We start from the raw sequence: 14500 nt of genomic DNA, 5'->3' as shown, positions 1-14500 counted from the left end.
TTATATGGGTAAAATTTTTACATTAATTTACCGCAAAGATACGGTAATAGAGTTCACAGATGGAACCGTTGCTAGACGGGCACTTTGTTCAGAAATGAAGTCTTTACAGGGTCTCCACTTAAGATGTGGCTTTAGCCGGTTCGCAAAATGCGGTAATTACTTCAGGAATCACCTGATTCAAGTTCCCAGCCCCCAAAAACAGCGCTAAGTCTCCTGGGCGTAGTGTTTGTAGCAAGTACTCACACACTGATGGTAAAGTTGGTTGATAAACTACCTGCGAATGCTGTTTAGCAATTTCTGCCGCTAGCTGTTCACCAGTAATTTGACCTAAATTGGGTTCGCCTGCACTGTAAATATCAGTCAGCACAACCAAATCAGCATGGGTAAAGGACTCGGCAAATTCTTCTAAAAAGGTCAGTGTCCGGCTATAGCGATGGGGTTGGAAGATAGCAACCACTCTTTGTCCTGGCCTTGCCTGTAAACGTGCGGCGGCGAGAGTAACGCGAATCTCGCTAGGATGATGAGCATAGTCATCAATGAAGGTAATACCATCAACCTCACCCCGGAGTTCAAAGCGTCGCCTTGCTCCTTCAAAGGTTGCAATACCTTTGGCAATCGCTCCAAATTCTAAGCCCAAGGCGCGACCAACAGCTACTGCTGCTAGAGCATTGCTGAGATTGTGCCGACTAAGCAGCCGCAACTTCAACACGCCCAAGGCTTTGCCTCTTTCCCAAACTAGAGCCGTGGTACCATCAGCACGATAATCAATATTAGTAACGGTGTAGTCAGCGTCGGTATCTGAGTGTAAGCTGTAGCTGATTGTGGGTTGTAAGCGATCGCGCACTGTTGCACAGTCAATACTACCTATTAAAGTTTTACAACCCTTAGCAAATGTCTGGAAGATGTCAATGACTTCTTCTAATGTATCGTAATGGTCAGGATGATCGAGTTCAATGTTGGTGATGATGCCAATTTCTGGAGCGTGTTTTACCAAGGAACCATCAGATTCATCTGCTTCGGCTACCAAATATTGGCTTTGTCCTAATCGAGCATTACCTTCCCAAGCATTGACTTCGCCACCTACTAAAATCGTTGGGTCGAGACCTGCTTCCAGAAGCATATAGCCAATCATACTACTGGTTGTAGTTTTGCCGTGTGTTCCTGCTACTGCAATACTGTAGTAATCGGCAATTAAGGCGGCTAGTACGTCTGAACGATGTAAAACTGGACAACCTAATTCCAACGCTGCTTTATATTCTAAATTATTCGTGTTAATTGCTGTTGAACAAATGACTTGAGGTAGTTTTGACTTAGTATCAGCAGCTAATTGTTCTTGTGAATTTAATACTTGAGGACGAAAGAATTCGAGATTACTTGCCTCTTGTCTACCAAAAATATGGGCACCGATAGATTCCAATTTGTGCGTAATGTGGTTTGGACGAAGATCCGAACCTGATACTGGAAATTGACGCTTGGCGAGAACGTATGCCAGAGCAGACATACCTATGCCACCGATACCAATAAAATGAAATGGTCTACCACTAAAATCTACAGAATTAGTCATTTATTGCTCCTTTTACACCACACCACACCATAATCACAAATGACACGCGTATCATAACAGGAATTTGATTTTTACCGTAACTACTCCTATATCGTATTTATGTTTAATGCCCAGATGTTGTTTCTAGTCTGGTTTTGCGTGTTCAGAATGATTTTACCTTGGTTGGAGGTTTTTACTATTTCTGAACTGTTGTTAAGATTATTCTGAAAATTTTGGCTACATCGGGAAAGAAATTCTTGTAATGTCAAATACATATTTTTGTCTACCTTACTGGAATTGGCTACATAATACATTGTTTAGTGAAACTGATTTGAAATTGCATCAAGTTTAGCCGTGAATTGACTACAATAGTACATTGGTAATGAAACTATTTTTCAATTGCATAAAACCCAGGCATAACTGGATGCAGCAACTAGCAATTTTTGGTGGCACATTTGATCCAATTCACTGGGGACACCTGCTCATAGCCGAGACAGCAATGCAAGAAGTATCTCTTGAAAAGGTAATTTGGGTGCCATCCCTAAATCCTCCTCATAAAGAAGCAGCTTTGTTTGAGCATCGCGTGGAAATGCTGCAATTAGCCATAAAAGATAACCCAGCGTTTACTGTCTCACTAGTGGAGGCAAATCGCTCTGGGACTTCATACGCCATTAACACTCTGATTGACTTATCTGCTTGTTACCCAAATACTCACTGGTACTGGATTGTGGGCTTGGATACTTTCCAAACCTTACCTCGTTGGTACCGTGGACACGAACTAGCACAAATGTGTGATTGGTTAATCGCACCCCGACTGCTAGGTGGTGAGACTATAACTCAAAGCAAATTAATCTGCAAGCAAGTGGAGCAACAAATGAGGGAGCAGTCATATACCATTTACTGGCAACTCCTGAATATACCTTTAGTAGGAGTTTCGTCAAGTCTAATTCGCAAATTGTGTCGCGAACGCCAGTCAATTCGTTATTTAGTACCGGAAGCGGTCAGATCATATATCACTAACAACAGTTTCTACTCGAACAAATCTGAATAAATTATGTGTTTTTTTATTGATCTAACACTTTATGGTTAAAAGTGCCCCCCCCCTTTGCGATATGATTGGGGTCAACGATATCAACATATAAGCATAAATACAGAGGGCAAGACACTGTGATTAGAGTTGCAATCAACGGTTTCGGGCGGATTGGACGTAACTTTGCGCGTTGCTGGGTGGGTAGAGAGAATAGTCAAATCGATCTTGTCGCTATTAATGACACATCAGATCCTAGAACCAATGCTCACCTGCTGAAGTATGACTCGATGCTAGGCAAGATCAAAGGTGCTGAGATTAGTGCCGATGATAACTCTATCATCGTTAACGGTAAGACCATTAAGTGCGTATCCGATCGCAACCCAGAAAAGTTGCCCTGGAGAGATTGGGGAATTGACCTAATTATCGAAGCAACAGGCGTATTTACTAGCAAAGAAGGAGCGCTAAAGCATGTGAATGCTGGAGCCAAGAAAGTTCTGATTACCGCTCCTGGTAAAAACGAGGATGGCACTTTTGTGGTTGGTGTGAATCATCATGATTATGACCACAACATACACAACATTATCAGTAACGCTAGCTGTACTACCAACTGCTTGGCACCAATTGCCAAGGTATTGAACGATAAGTTCGGCATCATCAAAGGTACGATGACCACCACCCACAGCTATACAGGCGACCAGCGTTTGCTAGACGCTTCTCACCGGGATTTGCGACGGGCGAGGGCCGCAGCGATAAACATTGTACCCACCTCCACTGGTGCAGCGAAAGCAGTGGCGCTGGTTATCCCAGACCTGAAAGGCAAGCTTAATGGCGTTGCCTTGCGTGTACCAACCCCGAACGTCTCAATGGTAGATTTCGTAGTTCAGGTTGAGAAGCGTACTATTACTGAAGAAGTTAACCAAGCTCTCAAAGATGCTGCTGAGGGCCCACTTAAAGGCATTTTGGACTATAGCGAACTAGAATTGGTATCTTCCGATTATCAAGGTAGTGATGCTTCTTCGATTGTCGATTCCAGCTTGACTTTGGTTATGGGCAATGACTTAGTAAAAGTTATGGCGTGGTATGACAACGAGTGGGGTTACAGCCAACGAGTTTTGGATTTGGCAGAATTGGTAGCTGAGAAGTGGCAATAATTTGTCATTGGTCATTAGTCATTGGTCATTAGTTTTTCACAAAAGACAAAGGACAAATGACAAAGTACTATTGACTAAAATGCTGAAATCCCTGGCTAAGGCTCAGAACTTGGTCAGGGAATTTTTTTTGTTCGTCGTGCAATAGTACTGTTGATCCGGGTGTAATGTTGCCTACGATCGCAGCATCTTGACCAAGATGTTGTACTAAGGCTAATGCTGACTTTTGTGGCAAGCAAAGCACTAATTCAAAGTCTTCGCCACCATATAGAGCATAAGCTAGCGCTTGCTCTTCTGTTAGCCAATGGTCAAAAGCTGCTGGCATGGAAATTTGTCTGCGTTCTAGGACAGCGCCAACGCCACTGGCGCGGCAGATTTGGATAATTGCATCGGCCAAACCATCGCTGCTATCCATACCGGCAATGGGTATGGGGGATGGGGATGCTAAAATTTTACACAGAATTGGTAAGACATCTAATCGTGGCTGTGGGCGCTGGTGTGCGCGCGTTAGAGCCATGCGCTCTACATCTTTGAGGCTTTGCCCTAATTGGGGATGTAAGAGCAGTTCTAAGCCAGCGTGGGAAGCTCCATGAACGCCTGTAACGACGATCGCATCTCCGATAACAGCAGCAGAACGGCGGATAATTCGATAAGGGGAAACTTGACCAAAAGCGGTAATTGCCAAAGTCGTCACAGGCGATCGCACCACATCACCTCCGACAATTGAGGTATTGTATTTTTGCAGGCATTCTGTTATTCCCTGGTACAGTCGCTCAACCCAACTCACCCTAACTTCACCAGGGAGTCCTAACCCGACGGTAATTCCCAATGGAGAAGCGCCCATTGCCGCTAAATCTGATAGATTGGCAGCAGCAGCTCGCCAACCAGCATCTTCTGGGGAAGTGGTGAGGTTGCTAAAATGTACGCCGTCAATCAGCACATCTGTAGTCACTACCAAAGATTGCTCTGGTGCAGTCACAAGTACTGCTGCATCATCTCCAATAATTTCTGACGGACAGAAGCGCTGTAATCTTTCTAAAAGACCTTGTTCACCAATATCTTGTACTTGTTGAGAAGAGAAATTACTGTTCACAATCGGTTTTCCGCGTTGCAAAATTACTAAGAAAACTGATGATTTGTTTTACTGTTTAATATAAGGGTATCGTCTAGGAGTCAGTTGGGATGGTAACAACACCAGTAACCAGCATCACATTTGAAGAGTACTTAACCTATGATGATGGTTGGCAAGCTAGAGCTAATGAATCCACCTACTATTGAACATTTTCTGATTGTCGATTCTTTGGATACTGCTTTCAAGGCAGAAATTAAACGTTGTAGCTCGCCTTGGCTGTGTTTTCGAGAAAGTGGGGTGAGAACGGGTAGAAATAAATCTAGGTTGACTGATTTGTGTGTAGTAACAGTGGAGCAAGCTAGAGAATTGTTGAATGCCTCAGCAGTATTTCAGTCACCGCCGTTACTAATTGTCGAGGTGGTCAGTCCAGAGTCGGTGAAACGGGACTATCGCCATAAGCGATCTGAATATGCGGCCTTAGAGGTTCCTGAATATTGGATTGTAGACCCATTGAAAGCAAAAGTTTCAGTTTTACTACTGGAAGATGGATTTTACGAAGAAACAGTTTTTACTGGTACTTAGGAAATTGTATCACGGACTTTTTCAGAATTAGCGATACCTTCGGCACACTTCGTGAACGCAGTTGATCAAGTATTCACCGCCGGGAATCTAAATCAGGGGAGTTAGAAGAGACGCGATTAATCGCGTCTGTACAGGAATTATTCTCCCCCTACTCTCTTCTTATGCTGCTTGCGGCTCAACCAGATTTTCTATTCCTTGAACGACTTTTGCCGATTCAATTTTGTCACCCGCCTTTAGTTTATCCAAAACTTCCTTGCCTTCGGTGAGATAGCCAAAAACGGCATAGCGACCATCTAATAGGTTGCGTCCAGCGGGGGTGAGTTCCGGTTCAAAGAGAAAGAAGAAAAATTGCGATGAACCACCATTTACTTCACTTTCGGGACGAGCCATGACTACTGCACCAAAAGCAGAGAAAGGCAGAACTGGCATATCAACGTAACGACCAGCTTCTTCTAGCGTAATACCATAAGTAGGTGTTTTATCACCCTGAACTAAAACTTCTAAGGGAATAGCGCGATATTCGCCCGTCTTGGGATCAATGAAACCTACATCTTTACCTGCAGGATCTCCAGTTTGCAGAAAGTAAGATTCTTCAGAACGGGTAAACTCTAAGCCATTGTAAAAACCCCTTTGTACTAAATCTACAAAATTACCAGCAGTGACAGGGGCACTATAACCATCCACTACGACAGTCAAATCGCCTTTGTTGGTTTTGAATTCTACAGTAGCGCGACCTTTAAGTTGTGGCAGATTACTGTATTGGGCAGGCACTTCAAAGGGGAATTCTTTTACCATTGACTCTTCTATCTGAGTCACAAGATTTAGAAGTTTGCCTCTCTCTTGCAGAATTTGTTCTTTATCTTTGTTGTTCGCCAATTCTTCTAATTTACCCACCCCAGATTTCAACTCGGTAATCCAAGCTTCTACTTGGGGTTGGCGTTCTGTGGGAACGCTTGTTAAGATTTGGGAGGGTTTATCGAGAATTCGGGATGCTTTGCTGATGTCCTTGGAAATAGCACCCCATCGCCGATTAGCCCGCAGTTGGGCAGAGATGTCCTCTAAACTGGCTTGTAGTTGCCGTACAGGTTTGTTATCTATCGGGAGTGCATACCGCAACAAAGCCTTGCCGTCGGTAATTGCGTTGCCGGCTGGCAGCGCGGCGCTACTGGAGGGAGTCCACCCAGCTGTAGTTATGCCTAAAAATATTGTTACCAGCAGTATTGCCATTAGGCTGTTCTTCAGCCAGGATTTTAATAAGTTAAGCATGGGATAACTCAAATGCAGCATTAAATTGTTGACTGGACGTAACCCATCAATAATCTTCCCACGTTAAGGGCGGAGGATAAATGACAAATACTTCGACTCCTTTCGACTTCGCTCAAGGCAAGTCGCTCAGTACAAGTGACTAATGACAAATGATAAATGACTAATGACAAATGCCCAATGACGACTCTAGAAGGGTACAATAAATGCCGATTGTCTTCCAAAATTTGAAAGTTTCATGATCTCCAGTAACGACTTTCGACCCGGTGTTTCGATTGTATTAGATGGGTCTGTATGGCGAGTGCTTGAATTCTTGCACGTCAAACCAGGCAAAGGTTCCGCCTTTGTCCGAACTAAGTTAAAAAATGTCCAGAGTGGGAGCGTGATGGAAAAAACGTTCCGAGCTGGGGAAACTGTGCCCCAAGCTACTCTAGAAAAAAGCACGATGCAACATACCTATAAAGAGGGCGATGAGTTCGTCTTTATGGATATGGAAACCTATGAAGAAGGCAGATTGACCCGCACACAAATTGGCGATCGCGTCAAATACCTGAAGGAAGGTATGGAAGCTGAAGTTATTAAGTGGGGCGATCAGGTGCTGGGAGTAGAATTGCCTAAATCTGTGGTTCTGGAAATTGTACAAACAGATCCAGGTTTAAAAGGTGACACTGCCACAGGTGGCTCAAAACCCGCAACTTTGGAAACTGGTGCAATTGTGATGGTTCCTTTGTTTATTTCCCAAGGAGAACGCATCAAAGTTGATACCCAGGAAGATAAATATATCAGCAGGGAATAACTTTCATCTCTACGGAGACGCAAGTCCCGCTTGAAATCCCTACATAGGGATTTAATCCCTGCCACACTTAAGATGCTAATTTACGGTTAGGTCGAGGTAATAAAAACTGTGCCATTGGACTTTAATGAAATCCGCCAACTATTGGCAACTATCGCACAAACAGATATTGCAGAAGTCACGCTCAAAAGCGATGATTTTGAACTAACAGTCCGTAAGGCTGTGAGCGTCAGCAATCAGATGTTGTCGGTAGGTCAAGCGACCTTCGGCGGTGTGGTAGGTTCTGGCCTGACATCGGGTTCATCTGGGGGAAACCAGGTGAACGCGAGTCAGGTAACGGAGGTGTCCACATCTCGCGTGTTTGAGAATACTGGTACTAGCACACAATTGCAGTTGTCAGTAAATCCTCCCTCAATCATCGATCAGAGATTAGTAGAAGTGCCTTCCCCAATGGTGGGAACGTTTTATCGCGCTCCTGCGCCCGGAGAAGCGGCATTTGTGGAAGTTGGCGATCGCGTCCGCAAGGGTCAAACAGTCTGTATCATTGAAGCCATGAAGCTGATGAATGAAATCGAAGCCGAAGTCTCTGGACAGGTGATGGAAATTCTTCTCCAAAATGGTGACGCTGTAGAATATGGTCAACCTTTGATGCGAATTAACCCTGATTAAGTATTAATCTATATATCAAATGAGTCATCTAAAATGAGTCATCGTTAAAACTTCAGTCCTTGCGGGTTAATCCTGATGAAACAAACGTTGCCTTTACCGCCAGAAGTGGTGCAACAAGTAGCTGAATACTTCAGCCTGTTAAGTGAGCCGATGCGCTTGCGGCTGCTCCACTTATTACGGGATGAAGAAAAATGCGTGCAAGAGTTGGTAGAGGCAACACAGACTTCTCAGGCAAATGTGTCAAAACACCTGAAGGTAATGTGGCAAGCAGGTATCCTTAGCCGCCGCAGTGAAGGAACTTGCGCCTATTACCGGGTGGAAGATGAAATGATTTTTGATTTGTGTAATCGGGTTTGCGATCGCCTGGCCACAAGGTTAGAGGAGCAAGCCCGTAATTTTCGTGTATTAAATAGCAAACGTTAGGTCAGTTGTCATTTGTCCTTTGTCCTTTACTAATGACTAATGACTAATGACTAATGACCAATAACTAAAGCTGATAATTTTTCTCAAAGCTTTCACGAGTTAATGGTTGTTGTAACTCTACGCCTTCACCACCTAAAACATCCAATGGTTTACCGTTCACGTCAATGTAAACCTTTGCTTTAGGATTTAAACTTGTCGCAGTATAAACAACTTGTCCGACACGACCCATCATTGATGTGCTACCACCACCACTGGTAAAATCTTCAGATAAATTAACGTGAACTTCGTCATTTTCTGATTTCAGTCCCAACAGCTTAGTTCCTTTGGGGATAGTTGTGGAATCTGTTCCTTCTGTCGGCCCTGCCAACAAACTTTGAAAAGCTGCTTCTAAAGGCTGGCTGGCTCGTATAGAAGCGACTTTAACAGGTTGGGGAACCAAAGCAACACTTTTGTCTTTTGGTCTGAGCCAATAAACATTAGGGCTTTGCTCATTAGCTGGCTGCCTAGTTGATGGCTGTGCTGGTTGAGCGATGGGTCCAGAGGGGTTTGATGGTGTGGGAGGATTGCTGGAGTGTGTAGTAAACCAAGCCACACCGCCACCCACCGCTACAACCACTGCTGAAACGGCTGCAATTGTGCCTGAAGAAATGCGATTAGATCCTTGTTGGTCTTTCATGTTCGAAACCTTCCTGACTGAGGGCTGATATGGTCGTTATGTGAGGAGCAGCCTGGTTAAAGACGATACTTACAAGTAGAGAGTTTCCCGAAACCTGGAGGAGACTTTATGCCTCAAAAGGCGATTATTTTTAATTCCGCAAGTCCCTTTATCAATTTTAGAATTTATATTTCTAATCCGTCACCTACCAAATTATGTAAATTTCATTCTTTTTGGAGATGATTAAATTTACAATTCAGTAGTAGATGTTTTTGCGGCTTGCCGCAGGCTGGAAAACGCAGAGGAACACAAAGTAAAGTATTTATTCCTCTGCGGAAGTTTTAGTGTTTAATTTTTTACATCAATTGCGGCGGTAATCCATTGTTGGAGTGTAGTGGTAACTTCATCAATGACTATTTCTTGAGATTTACGGGTGGCTCTTTCTACAACTTCGACTTTGCCATTAGCGATCGCTCGTCCGGTTACAATTCTATAAGGTATCCCAATCAAGTCAGCATCTTTAAATTTCACTCCCGCCCGTTCATCGCGGTCATCTAGTAGGGTTTCAATTCCTGCTTGATTGAGTTCTGTGTAGAGTTTTTGGGCGACTTCGACTTGTTGAGCATCCTTAATGTTAGGAATCGTCACAATCGCGTGGTAGGGTGCGATCGCAACTGGCCAAATAATCCCATCATTATCGTAAGATTGCTCTACGGCAGCTTGCGCTAATCGTGACACGCCCACACCAAAACAACCCATCAATAGTGGCTTTTCTTCACCCTGTTCATTGGTATAAGTTGCTCCCATTGCTTGGGAATATTTAGTGCCTAATTGGAAAATATGACCGGCTTCGATTCCACGGGCGCTTTGTAAGGTTTGTTCTGGGTTATGGATGGCACGATCGCCTGGTCTTGACTTACGAATATCTACTACTCGCTCTGGTAACTTAAATTGCTCATCCCAATTAGCACTAACTACGTGATAACCAGCTTCATTTGCGCCTGTAACAAAGTTTTTTAAATCAACTGCTGTTTGATCCACCAAGCGCAAAAACTTGGAATGGATCTGTTTATTAGCAGCAATATACTCATCTGCGATATCTGGCGCAATGTAGCCTAAAGGCAGAGATTTAGTTGTCCATGCTTGCTGGGCTTCTACATTTGGTACATTCAAACTAATAATAGTTTTAGCGCCATATTCAGAAGCTAATTTAGTCAGTTCATTTTGCAATTTGACCTCATTAACTTCCTGATCGCCTCGAATGCTTACCAAAACTAACACTGTTTTGCCATTATCATAAACTGTCTGATAAAGGACATTTTTCACCAATTGAGTAGGAGAACAGTTGAGGAGTTGACACACCTTTTCAATCGTTTCTGTTCCAGGTGTATCGCGTTTCTCGTAGGTTGTAAACCGTGAGGTTTCGGCATCAATTGGTAAAGAAACAGCCTTTTCTACGTTAGCGGCGTATTTACCATCCTCAGTGTAGAGAACTTCATCTTCACCAGCTTCCGCCAAAATCATAAATTCTGTGGAACCAGAACCACCAATTGCACCAGAATCGGCTTCCACTGCCCGAAAAGCTAAACCAGAACGTCGCAGAATATTGCTGTAGGCTTTATACATATCCTGGTAAGTTTCTTTGAGGCTGGCTTCATCGGTATGGAAGGAGTAGCCGTCCTTCATGATGAACTCGCGTCCGCGCATCAAACCAAAGCGGGGACGAATTTCATCGCGGAATTTAGTTTGAATTTGGTAGAGGTGTAGGGGTAACTGGCGATAAGAGCGAATCATATCACGAGCGATCGCTGTGATTACTTCTTCATGAGTTGGGCCTAATCCTAATTGTTGCTCACGGCGGTCAATTAGGGAAAACATAATCCCCTCAGCTTTGGTGTAAGTGTCCCAGCGTCCTGATTCCTTCCATAAATCAGCAGGTTGTAATTGTGGTAGGAGACATTCTTGTGCGCCTGTAGCGTTCATTTCTTCCCGCACAATCTGGGAAACTTTTTGCAATACCCGCCACATTAACGGCAAATAAGCATAAAGACCACTACCGATGCGACGAATGTAGCCTGCACGGAGTAATAATTTATGACTGGGAATCTCAGCATCAGCTGGATCGTCCCGGAGTGTAACGAATAACATTTGTGACAGTCGCATCGTTTATAGCCTTTCTTTGATCGCTAATTTCTATGTCAACTAAAGTATGAGGTATTAAGGATGAAGTACAAAGTACACAGCGTTATTTATTTTTCATTTTTATCTACAGGTTAGGGGCTAAGGGCTAAACAAGAAAGATTTTCATCCTTCTTTATGTAAGAAGTATATGGAGATTTACTTGAAAAAGTGCTGAGTAAAAAATACTAGTTCCCAATCCCCAGTCCCTACTCCCCAGTCCCCAGTCCCTTTAGGAGAAAACTACCTTGGCAGATGTAATTTATCAAGCACAGCCACCCTTAGAATTTATTCCTCCGGCGTTTAACCCCTTATTTCTACGATTTGTCCATCTGTTGCTACCCAGTTGGATAAACTGGCAAACACCTATTACCCAAATTGAAGCAGACAACGTAGAGGTGCTGGTGGATCTCTATCGCCAGTTTCAGGAGGGTAAGATCCGTTTTATGCTGGCATTTCGCCATCCGAAAACAGACGATCCGTTTTGTTTGGCTTACTTGTTATCTCAACTTGTACCAAAGATAGCGCGATCGCAAGGTACAACACTACAACTTCCGATTCACGCTCATTTTATCTACGATCGCGGCATTCCTCTCTGGGCAGGTTCCTACGTTGGCTGGATTGCTTCTCGTTTAGGGGGGACTCCGATTCAGCGAGGTAAGGCTGACTGGACAGGGTTACGTTCGGCGCGTGACTTGTTCGCCAATGGTAAATTCCCGATGGCGGCTGCGCCAGAGGGTGCAACCAATGGTTTATCAGAGAATATCAGCCCCTTAGAACCTGGTATCGCCCAATTAGGCTTTTGGTGTGCTGAAGACTTGCACAAAGCTGAACGCCCGGAACAGGTTCTAATTGTACCAGTTGGGATTAAATATAGTTACGTTGATGCTCCTTGGGATGCGATCGCAAATCTTTTAAGTGAATTGGAAGCGGCTAGTGGTTTACCTGTGAATTCAGCAGAAAATGCTTCTATAGAGTCGCTTTATCCCCGGTTGTTGGCTTTGGCAGAACATTTACTTTTGCTCATGGAGGAATTTTACACCCGGTTTTATCATCAGAAACTGCCAGATTCCAAGATTGTCAACGGGCAAATTCCAGATAGAAATGAAGCGTTAGCTGTTCGTCTACAAGCTTTATTAAATGCAGCGCTGTTAATCTCAGAACAGTATTTTAATTTGCAGTCAAAAGGTAGTTTGAGCGACCGTTGCCGGCGAGTAGAACAAGCGGGTTGGAATTATATATTTAGAGAAGAATTTAAGGATGTAAAAGGAGTATCTGCGGTTGAAAGAGCTTTAGGCGATCGCGTTGCTGAAGAAGCGAATGCACGTATGTGGCACATGCGTTTAGTAGAAAGTTTTGTGGCAGTTTCTGGTAATTATATTAGGGAAAATCCCACAGTAGAAAGGTTTGCTGAAACAACTTTAATTTTATGGCAAATGATTGCTAAAATAAAAGGCGATAAAGGTGTACAGCGTCCACAATTGGGTAAGCAAAAAGTTAAAATTACTGTGGGTGAACCTATATCTATTTCTGAGCATTACCCGGCGTATAAGGAAAATCGTTTGGGTGCTAGACAAGCTGTTGCTGATGTAACTAATGATTTGCAACACGCGTTAGAAGGATTGATTTGATTAGAAGGGTTGCATCTTTAGCTAAGAACCAGAATAAAGGTGTCAGTCGTCAGGAGGCTTATTGATTTCGACACCTGGCTTTTGACTCCCTTAACTAGCAAGGTGCAATGTCAATGCCCAATTGTTCATCCGAATCGGATATTACTTTCTAAAGTAGATCGATGCAGACAAAACACTTCTAGCGATCGCGGGTTTAGGTGTCCTGTACGGAGATGCTGGCAGGATATGGTTTATTAAGCTTACACAAACCCAAAAGCTTTTTCAAGCTATCTAATTCAATGGGTGCAGGAATCGTAGGCTACTAGGCCTACCTAGCTTTGTTACTATTTCACATTTAATACAATTACGTTAGATAAAAGCAATTCTTACTAAATATGTCATTTTTTATTTAAGTTTTATAAAATTACCGTTAAGTTATCCAAATTATATTTTCAGAAGAATCACGCTTCTCTGTTCTTGTAATTCAAATTACAAATAAAGAAGTCCAGTAAATTGTGATTCTCTAAATCAATCAAGTTATAAATAATGAAAACTCAAAGCTTATTCAATTTACTCAAAGTTGGCATTACCACTTTTGGAATCTTTTTTGTGGCTGGTCAAGGAGCGTATGCCTCCGACTTAAAGGGAACAGCATTTAGCATATCTTTGGAGTGTATGAATGACACTACTGGTCTTCTCATGGGTCAAAACTCTACCGATGCTAATAGCTGGCAGTATGCATTTGATTCAAACAAAGATGGGATGAACGGGAACTACTGGGTTGGTGCTGCCCCAGGGAAAGTAAATCCCTACGATATCTCTGGTATGGCTATCAAAGAAACTGCTACCAGCATCATTGTGGCAATCAATGGCAATATGAAGTTAACAGGAGAGGCTGAACAGGGTGCTGTCGGCGGTCAGATTGGATATGGTGATTTATTCTTCAATATGGCCGGTAAGACCTTTGACAATGCTATGAGCAGTGGGGATTTGTTTGGTATTCATTTCGCTTCAGCGAATGCTTCAGGAGTACAACAACTAGGTGTTTATAGTGGTGTTCAGGCAAAGACAGTTACTAATATCAAAGAGGGCTATACTGTTGCTACATATGGTGGTTTAGCAGGAGGAGGGAATTCTTACGAAAGTCAGGTAAAACAAGGTGGTGGTATTGTCGGTTATGGTGATTTGACCAGTAGTTATTTTACTAATAATGGCAAGGACAATACATTTAATCTTAATGTCATCGACTCTGGAAAATATCTGAGTGGAATCTCGTTCCTAGCACAGGGTAATGTAACGCAGCAGTTGTTAACCACTGGTTATGATGCCAGCAAATTTAATGGCACACAAACTATTGCATTTGAATTCAAGAAATCTGGTGTTGTCCAATCGACTCCTGAGCCTGCTAGTCTCGCTGGTTTAGGAATCGTCGGTCTGGCTTTGGCTGGTAGCAAGCGACGCAAGAAATTAGCATAGAAATTGTGTGGGGACTATTCGCAATACGGCTTGATTTATTTTCAGTGATTATAGACAA

General features: G+C 43.2%; 12 protein-coding genes and 1 pseudogene. 8 read left to right on the top strand and 5 right to left on the bottom strand.

Annotated features, from left to right (window positions below):
- Positions 1-118: 118 nt before the first annotated feature.
- Positions 119-1564 carry a UDP-N-acetylmuramate--L-alanine ligase gene (gene murC / locus NPUN_RS02290; protein ID WP_012407251.1) on the bottom strand — a complete coding sequence of 482 codons (1446 nt, stop codon included), beginning with the start codon at positions 1562-1564 and terminating at the stop codon, positions 119-121.
- A gap of 403 nt (positions 1565-1967) precedes the next feature.
- Here murC and nadD point away from each other — a divergent pair, with 403 nt between their 5' ends.
- Both nadD and NPUN_RS02280 read left to right on the top strand, forming a co-directional pair.
- The gene (nadD, locus tag NPUN_RS02285; RefSeq protein WP_041565137.1) at positions 1968-2594 is read left to right on the top strand and encodes a nicotinate (nicotinamide) nucleotide adenylyltransferase; all 627 of its coding nucleotides are present in this window, start codon (positions 1968-1970) and stop codon (positions 2592-2594) included.
- A 116-nt stretch (positions 2595-2710) separates the two neighbouring features.
- Positions 2711-3724 (top strand): type I glyceraldehyde-3-phosphate dehydrogenase, encoded by a 1014-nt coding sequence (locus NPUN_RS02280; protein WP_012407249.1) that lies wholly within the window; start codon positions 2711-2713, stop codon positions 3722-3724.
- A gap of 67 nt (positions 3725-3791) precedes the next feature.
- On the opposite strand, the gene thiL is transcribed toward NPUN_RS02280, so the two are convergent.
- Positions 3792-4814 (bottom strand): thiamine-phosphate kinase, encoded by a 1023-nt coding sequence (gene thiL, locus NPUN_RS02275; protein WP_012407248.1) that lies wholly within the window; start codon positions 4812-4814, stop codon positions 3792-3794.
- An 89-nt stretch (positions 4815-4903) separates the two neighbouring features.
- Between thiL and NPUN_RS02270 the strand changes: the two are divergent.
- Positions 4904-5480 (top strand): annotated as a pseudogene (locus NPUN_RS02270) (Uma2 family endonuclease).
- Between the two features lie 54 nt (positions 5481-5534).
- Here NPUN_RS02270 and NPUN_RS02265 read toward each other — a convergent pair.
- A complete protein-coding gene (locus NPUN_RS02265) occupies positions 5535-6641 on the bottom strand; it encodes a peptidylprolyl isomerase (RefSeq protein WP_041565854.1) in 1107 nt (368 codons plus the stop codon).
- Positions 6642-6876: 235 nt separating this feature from the next.
- Here NPUN_RS02265 and efp point away from each other — a divergent pair, with 235 nt between their 5' ends.
- The 3 genes from efp (at position 6877) to NPUN_RS02250 (ending at position 8523) form a co-directional block, all read left to right on the top strand.
- Positions 6877-7434 (top strand): elongation factor P, encoded by a 558-nt coding sequence (gene efp, locus NPUN_RS02260; RefSeq protein WP_012407245.1) that lies wholly within the window; start codon positions 6877-6879, stop codon positions 7432-7434.
- 108 nt (positions 7435-7542) lie between these two features.
- On the top strand, positions 7543-8100 hold the full coding sequence (accB, locus tag NPUN_RS02255) for an acetyl-CoA carboxylase biotin carboxyl carrier protein (protein WP_012407244.1): 558 nt from the start codon (positions 7543-7545) through the stop codon (positions 8098-8100).
- Positions 8101-8175: 75 nt separating this feature from the next.
- Positions 8176-8523: an ArsR/SmtB family transcription factor gene (locus NPUN_RS02250; RefSeq protein WP_012407243.1), complete on the top strand. Its 348-nt coding sequence runs from the start codon at positions 8176-8178 to the stop codon at positions 8521-8523.
- Between the two features lie 64 nt (positions 8524-8587).
- Here the strand turns inward: NPUN_RS02250 and NPUN_RS02245 are convergent, their stop codons facing one another.
- Together NPUN_RS02245 and NPUN_RS02240 are read right to left on the bottom strand one after the other, a co-directional pair.
- Entirely contained in the window at positions 8588-9199 is a 612-nt protein-coding gene (locus NPUN_RS02245) for a GerMN domain-containing protein (RefSeq protein ID WP_012407242.1), read from the bottom strand.
- 327 nt (positions 9200-9526) lie between these two features.
- Positions 9527-11341 carry a proline--tRNA ligase gene (locus tag NPUN_RS02240; protein ID WP_012407241.1) on the bottom strand — a complete coding sequence of 605 codons (1815 nt, stop codon included), beginning with the start codon at positions 11339-11341 and terminating at the stop codon, positions 9527-9529.
- A 263-nt stretch (positions 11342-11604) separates the two neighbouring features.
- Here NPUN_RS02240 and NPUN_RS02235 point away from each other — a divergent pair, with 263 nt between their 5' ends.
- Both NPUN_RS02235 and NPUN_RS02230 read left to right on the top strand, forming a co-directional pair.
- Positions 11605-12987 carry a lysophospholipid acyltransferase family protein gene (locus tag NPUN_RS02235; protein ID WP_012407240.1) on the top strand — a complete coding sequence of 461 codons (1383 nt, stop codon included), beginning with the start codon at positions 11605-11607 and terminating at the stop codon, positions 12985-12987.
- A 525-nt stretch (positions 12988-13512) separates the two neighbouring features.
- Positions 13513-14442 carry a PEP-CTERM sorting domain-containing protein gene (locus NPUN_RS02230; RefSeq protein WP_012407239.1) on the top strand — a complete coding sequence of 310 codons (930 nt, stop codon included), beginning with the start codon at positions 13513-13515 and terminating at the stop codon, positions 14440-14442.
- Positions 14443-14500 lie beyond the last annotated feature (58 nt).

Origin of the sequence: Nostoc punctiforme PCC 73102, from assembly GCF_000020025.1 — a bacterium.
GTDB lineage: Bacteria > Cyanobacteriota > Cyanobacteriia > Cyanobacteriales > Nostocaceae > Nostoc > Nostoc punctiforme.
Note: the sequence above shows the minus strand (reverse complement) of the source record. Positions and strands in the feature narration are given on the sequence as shown.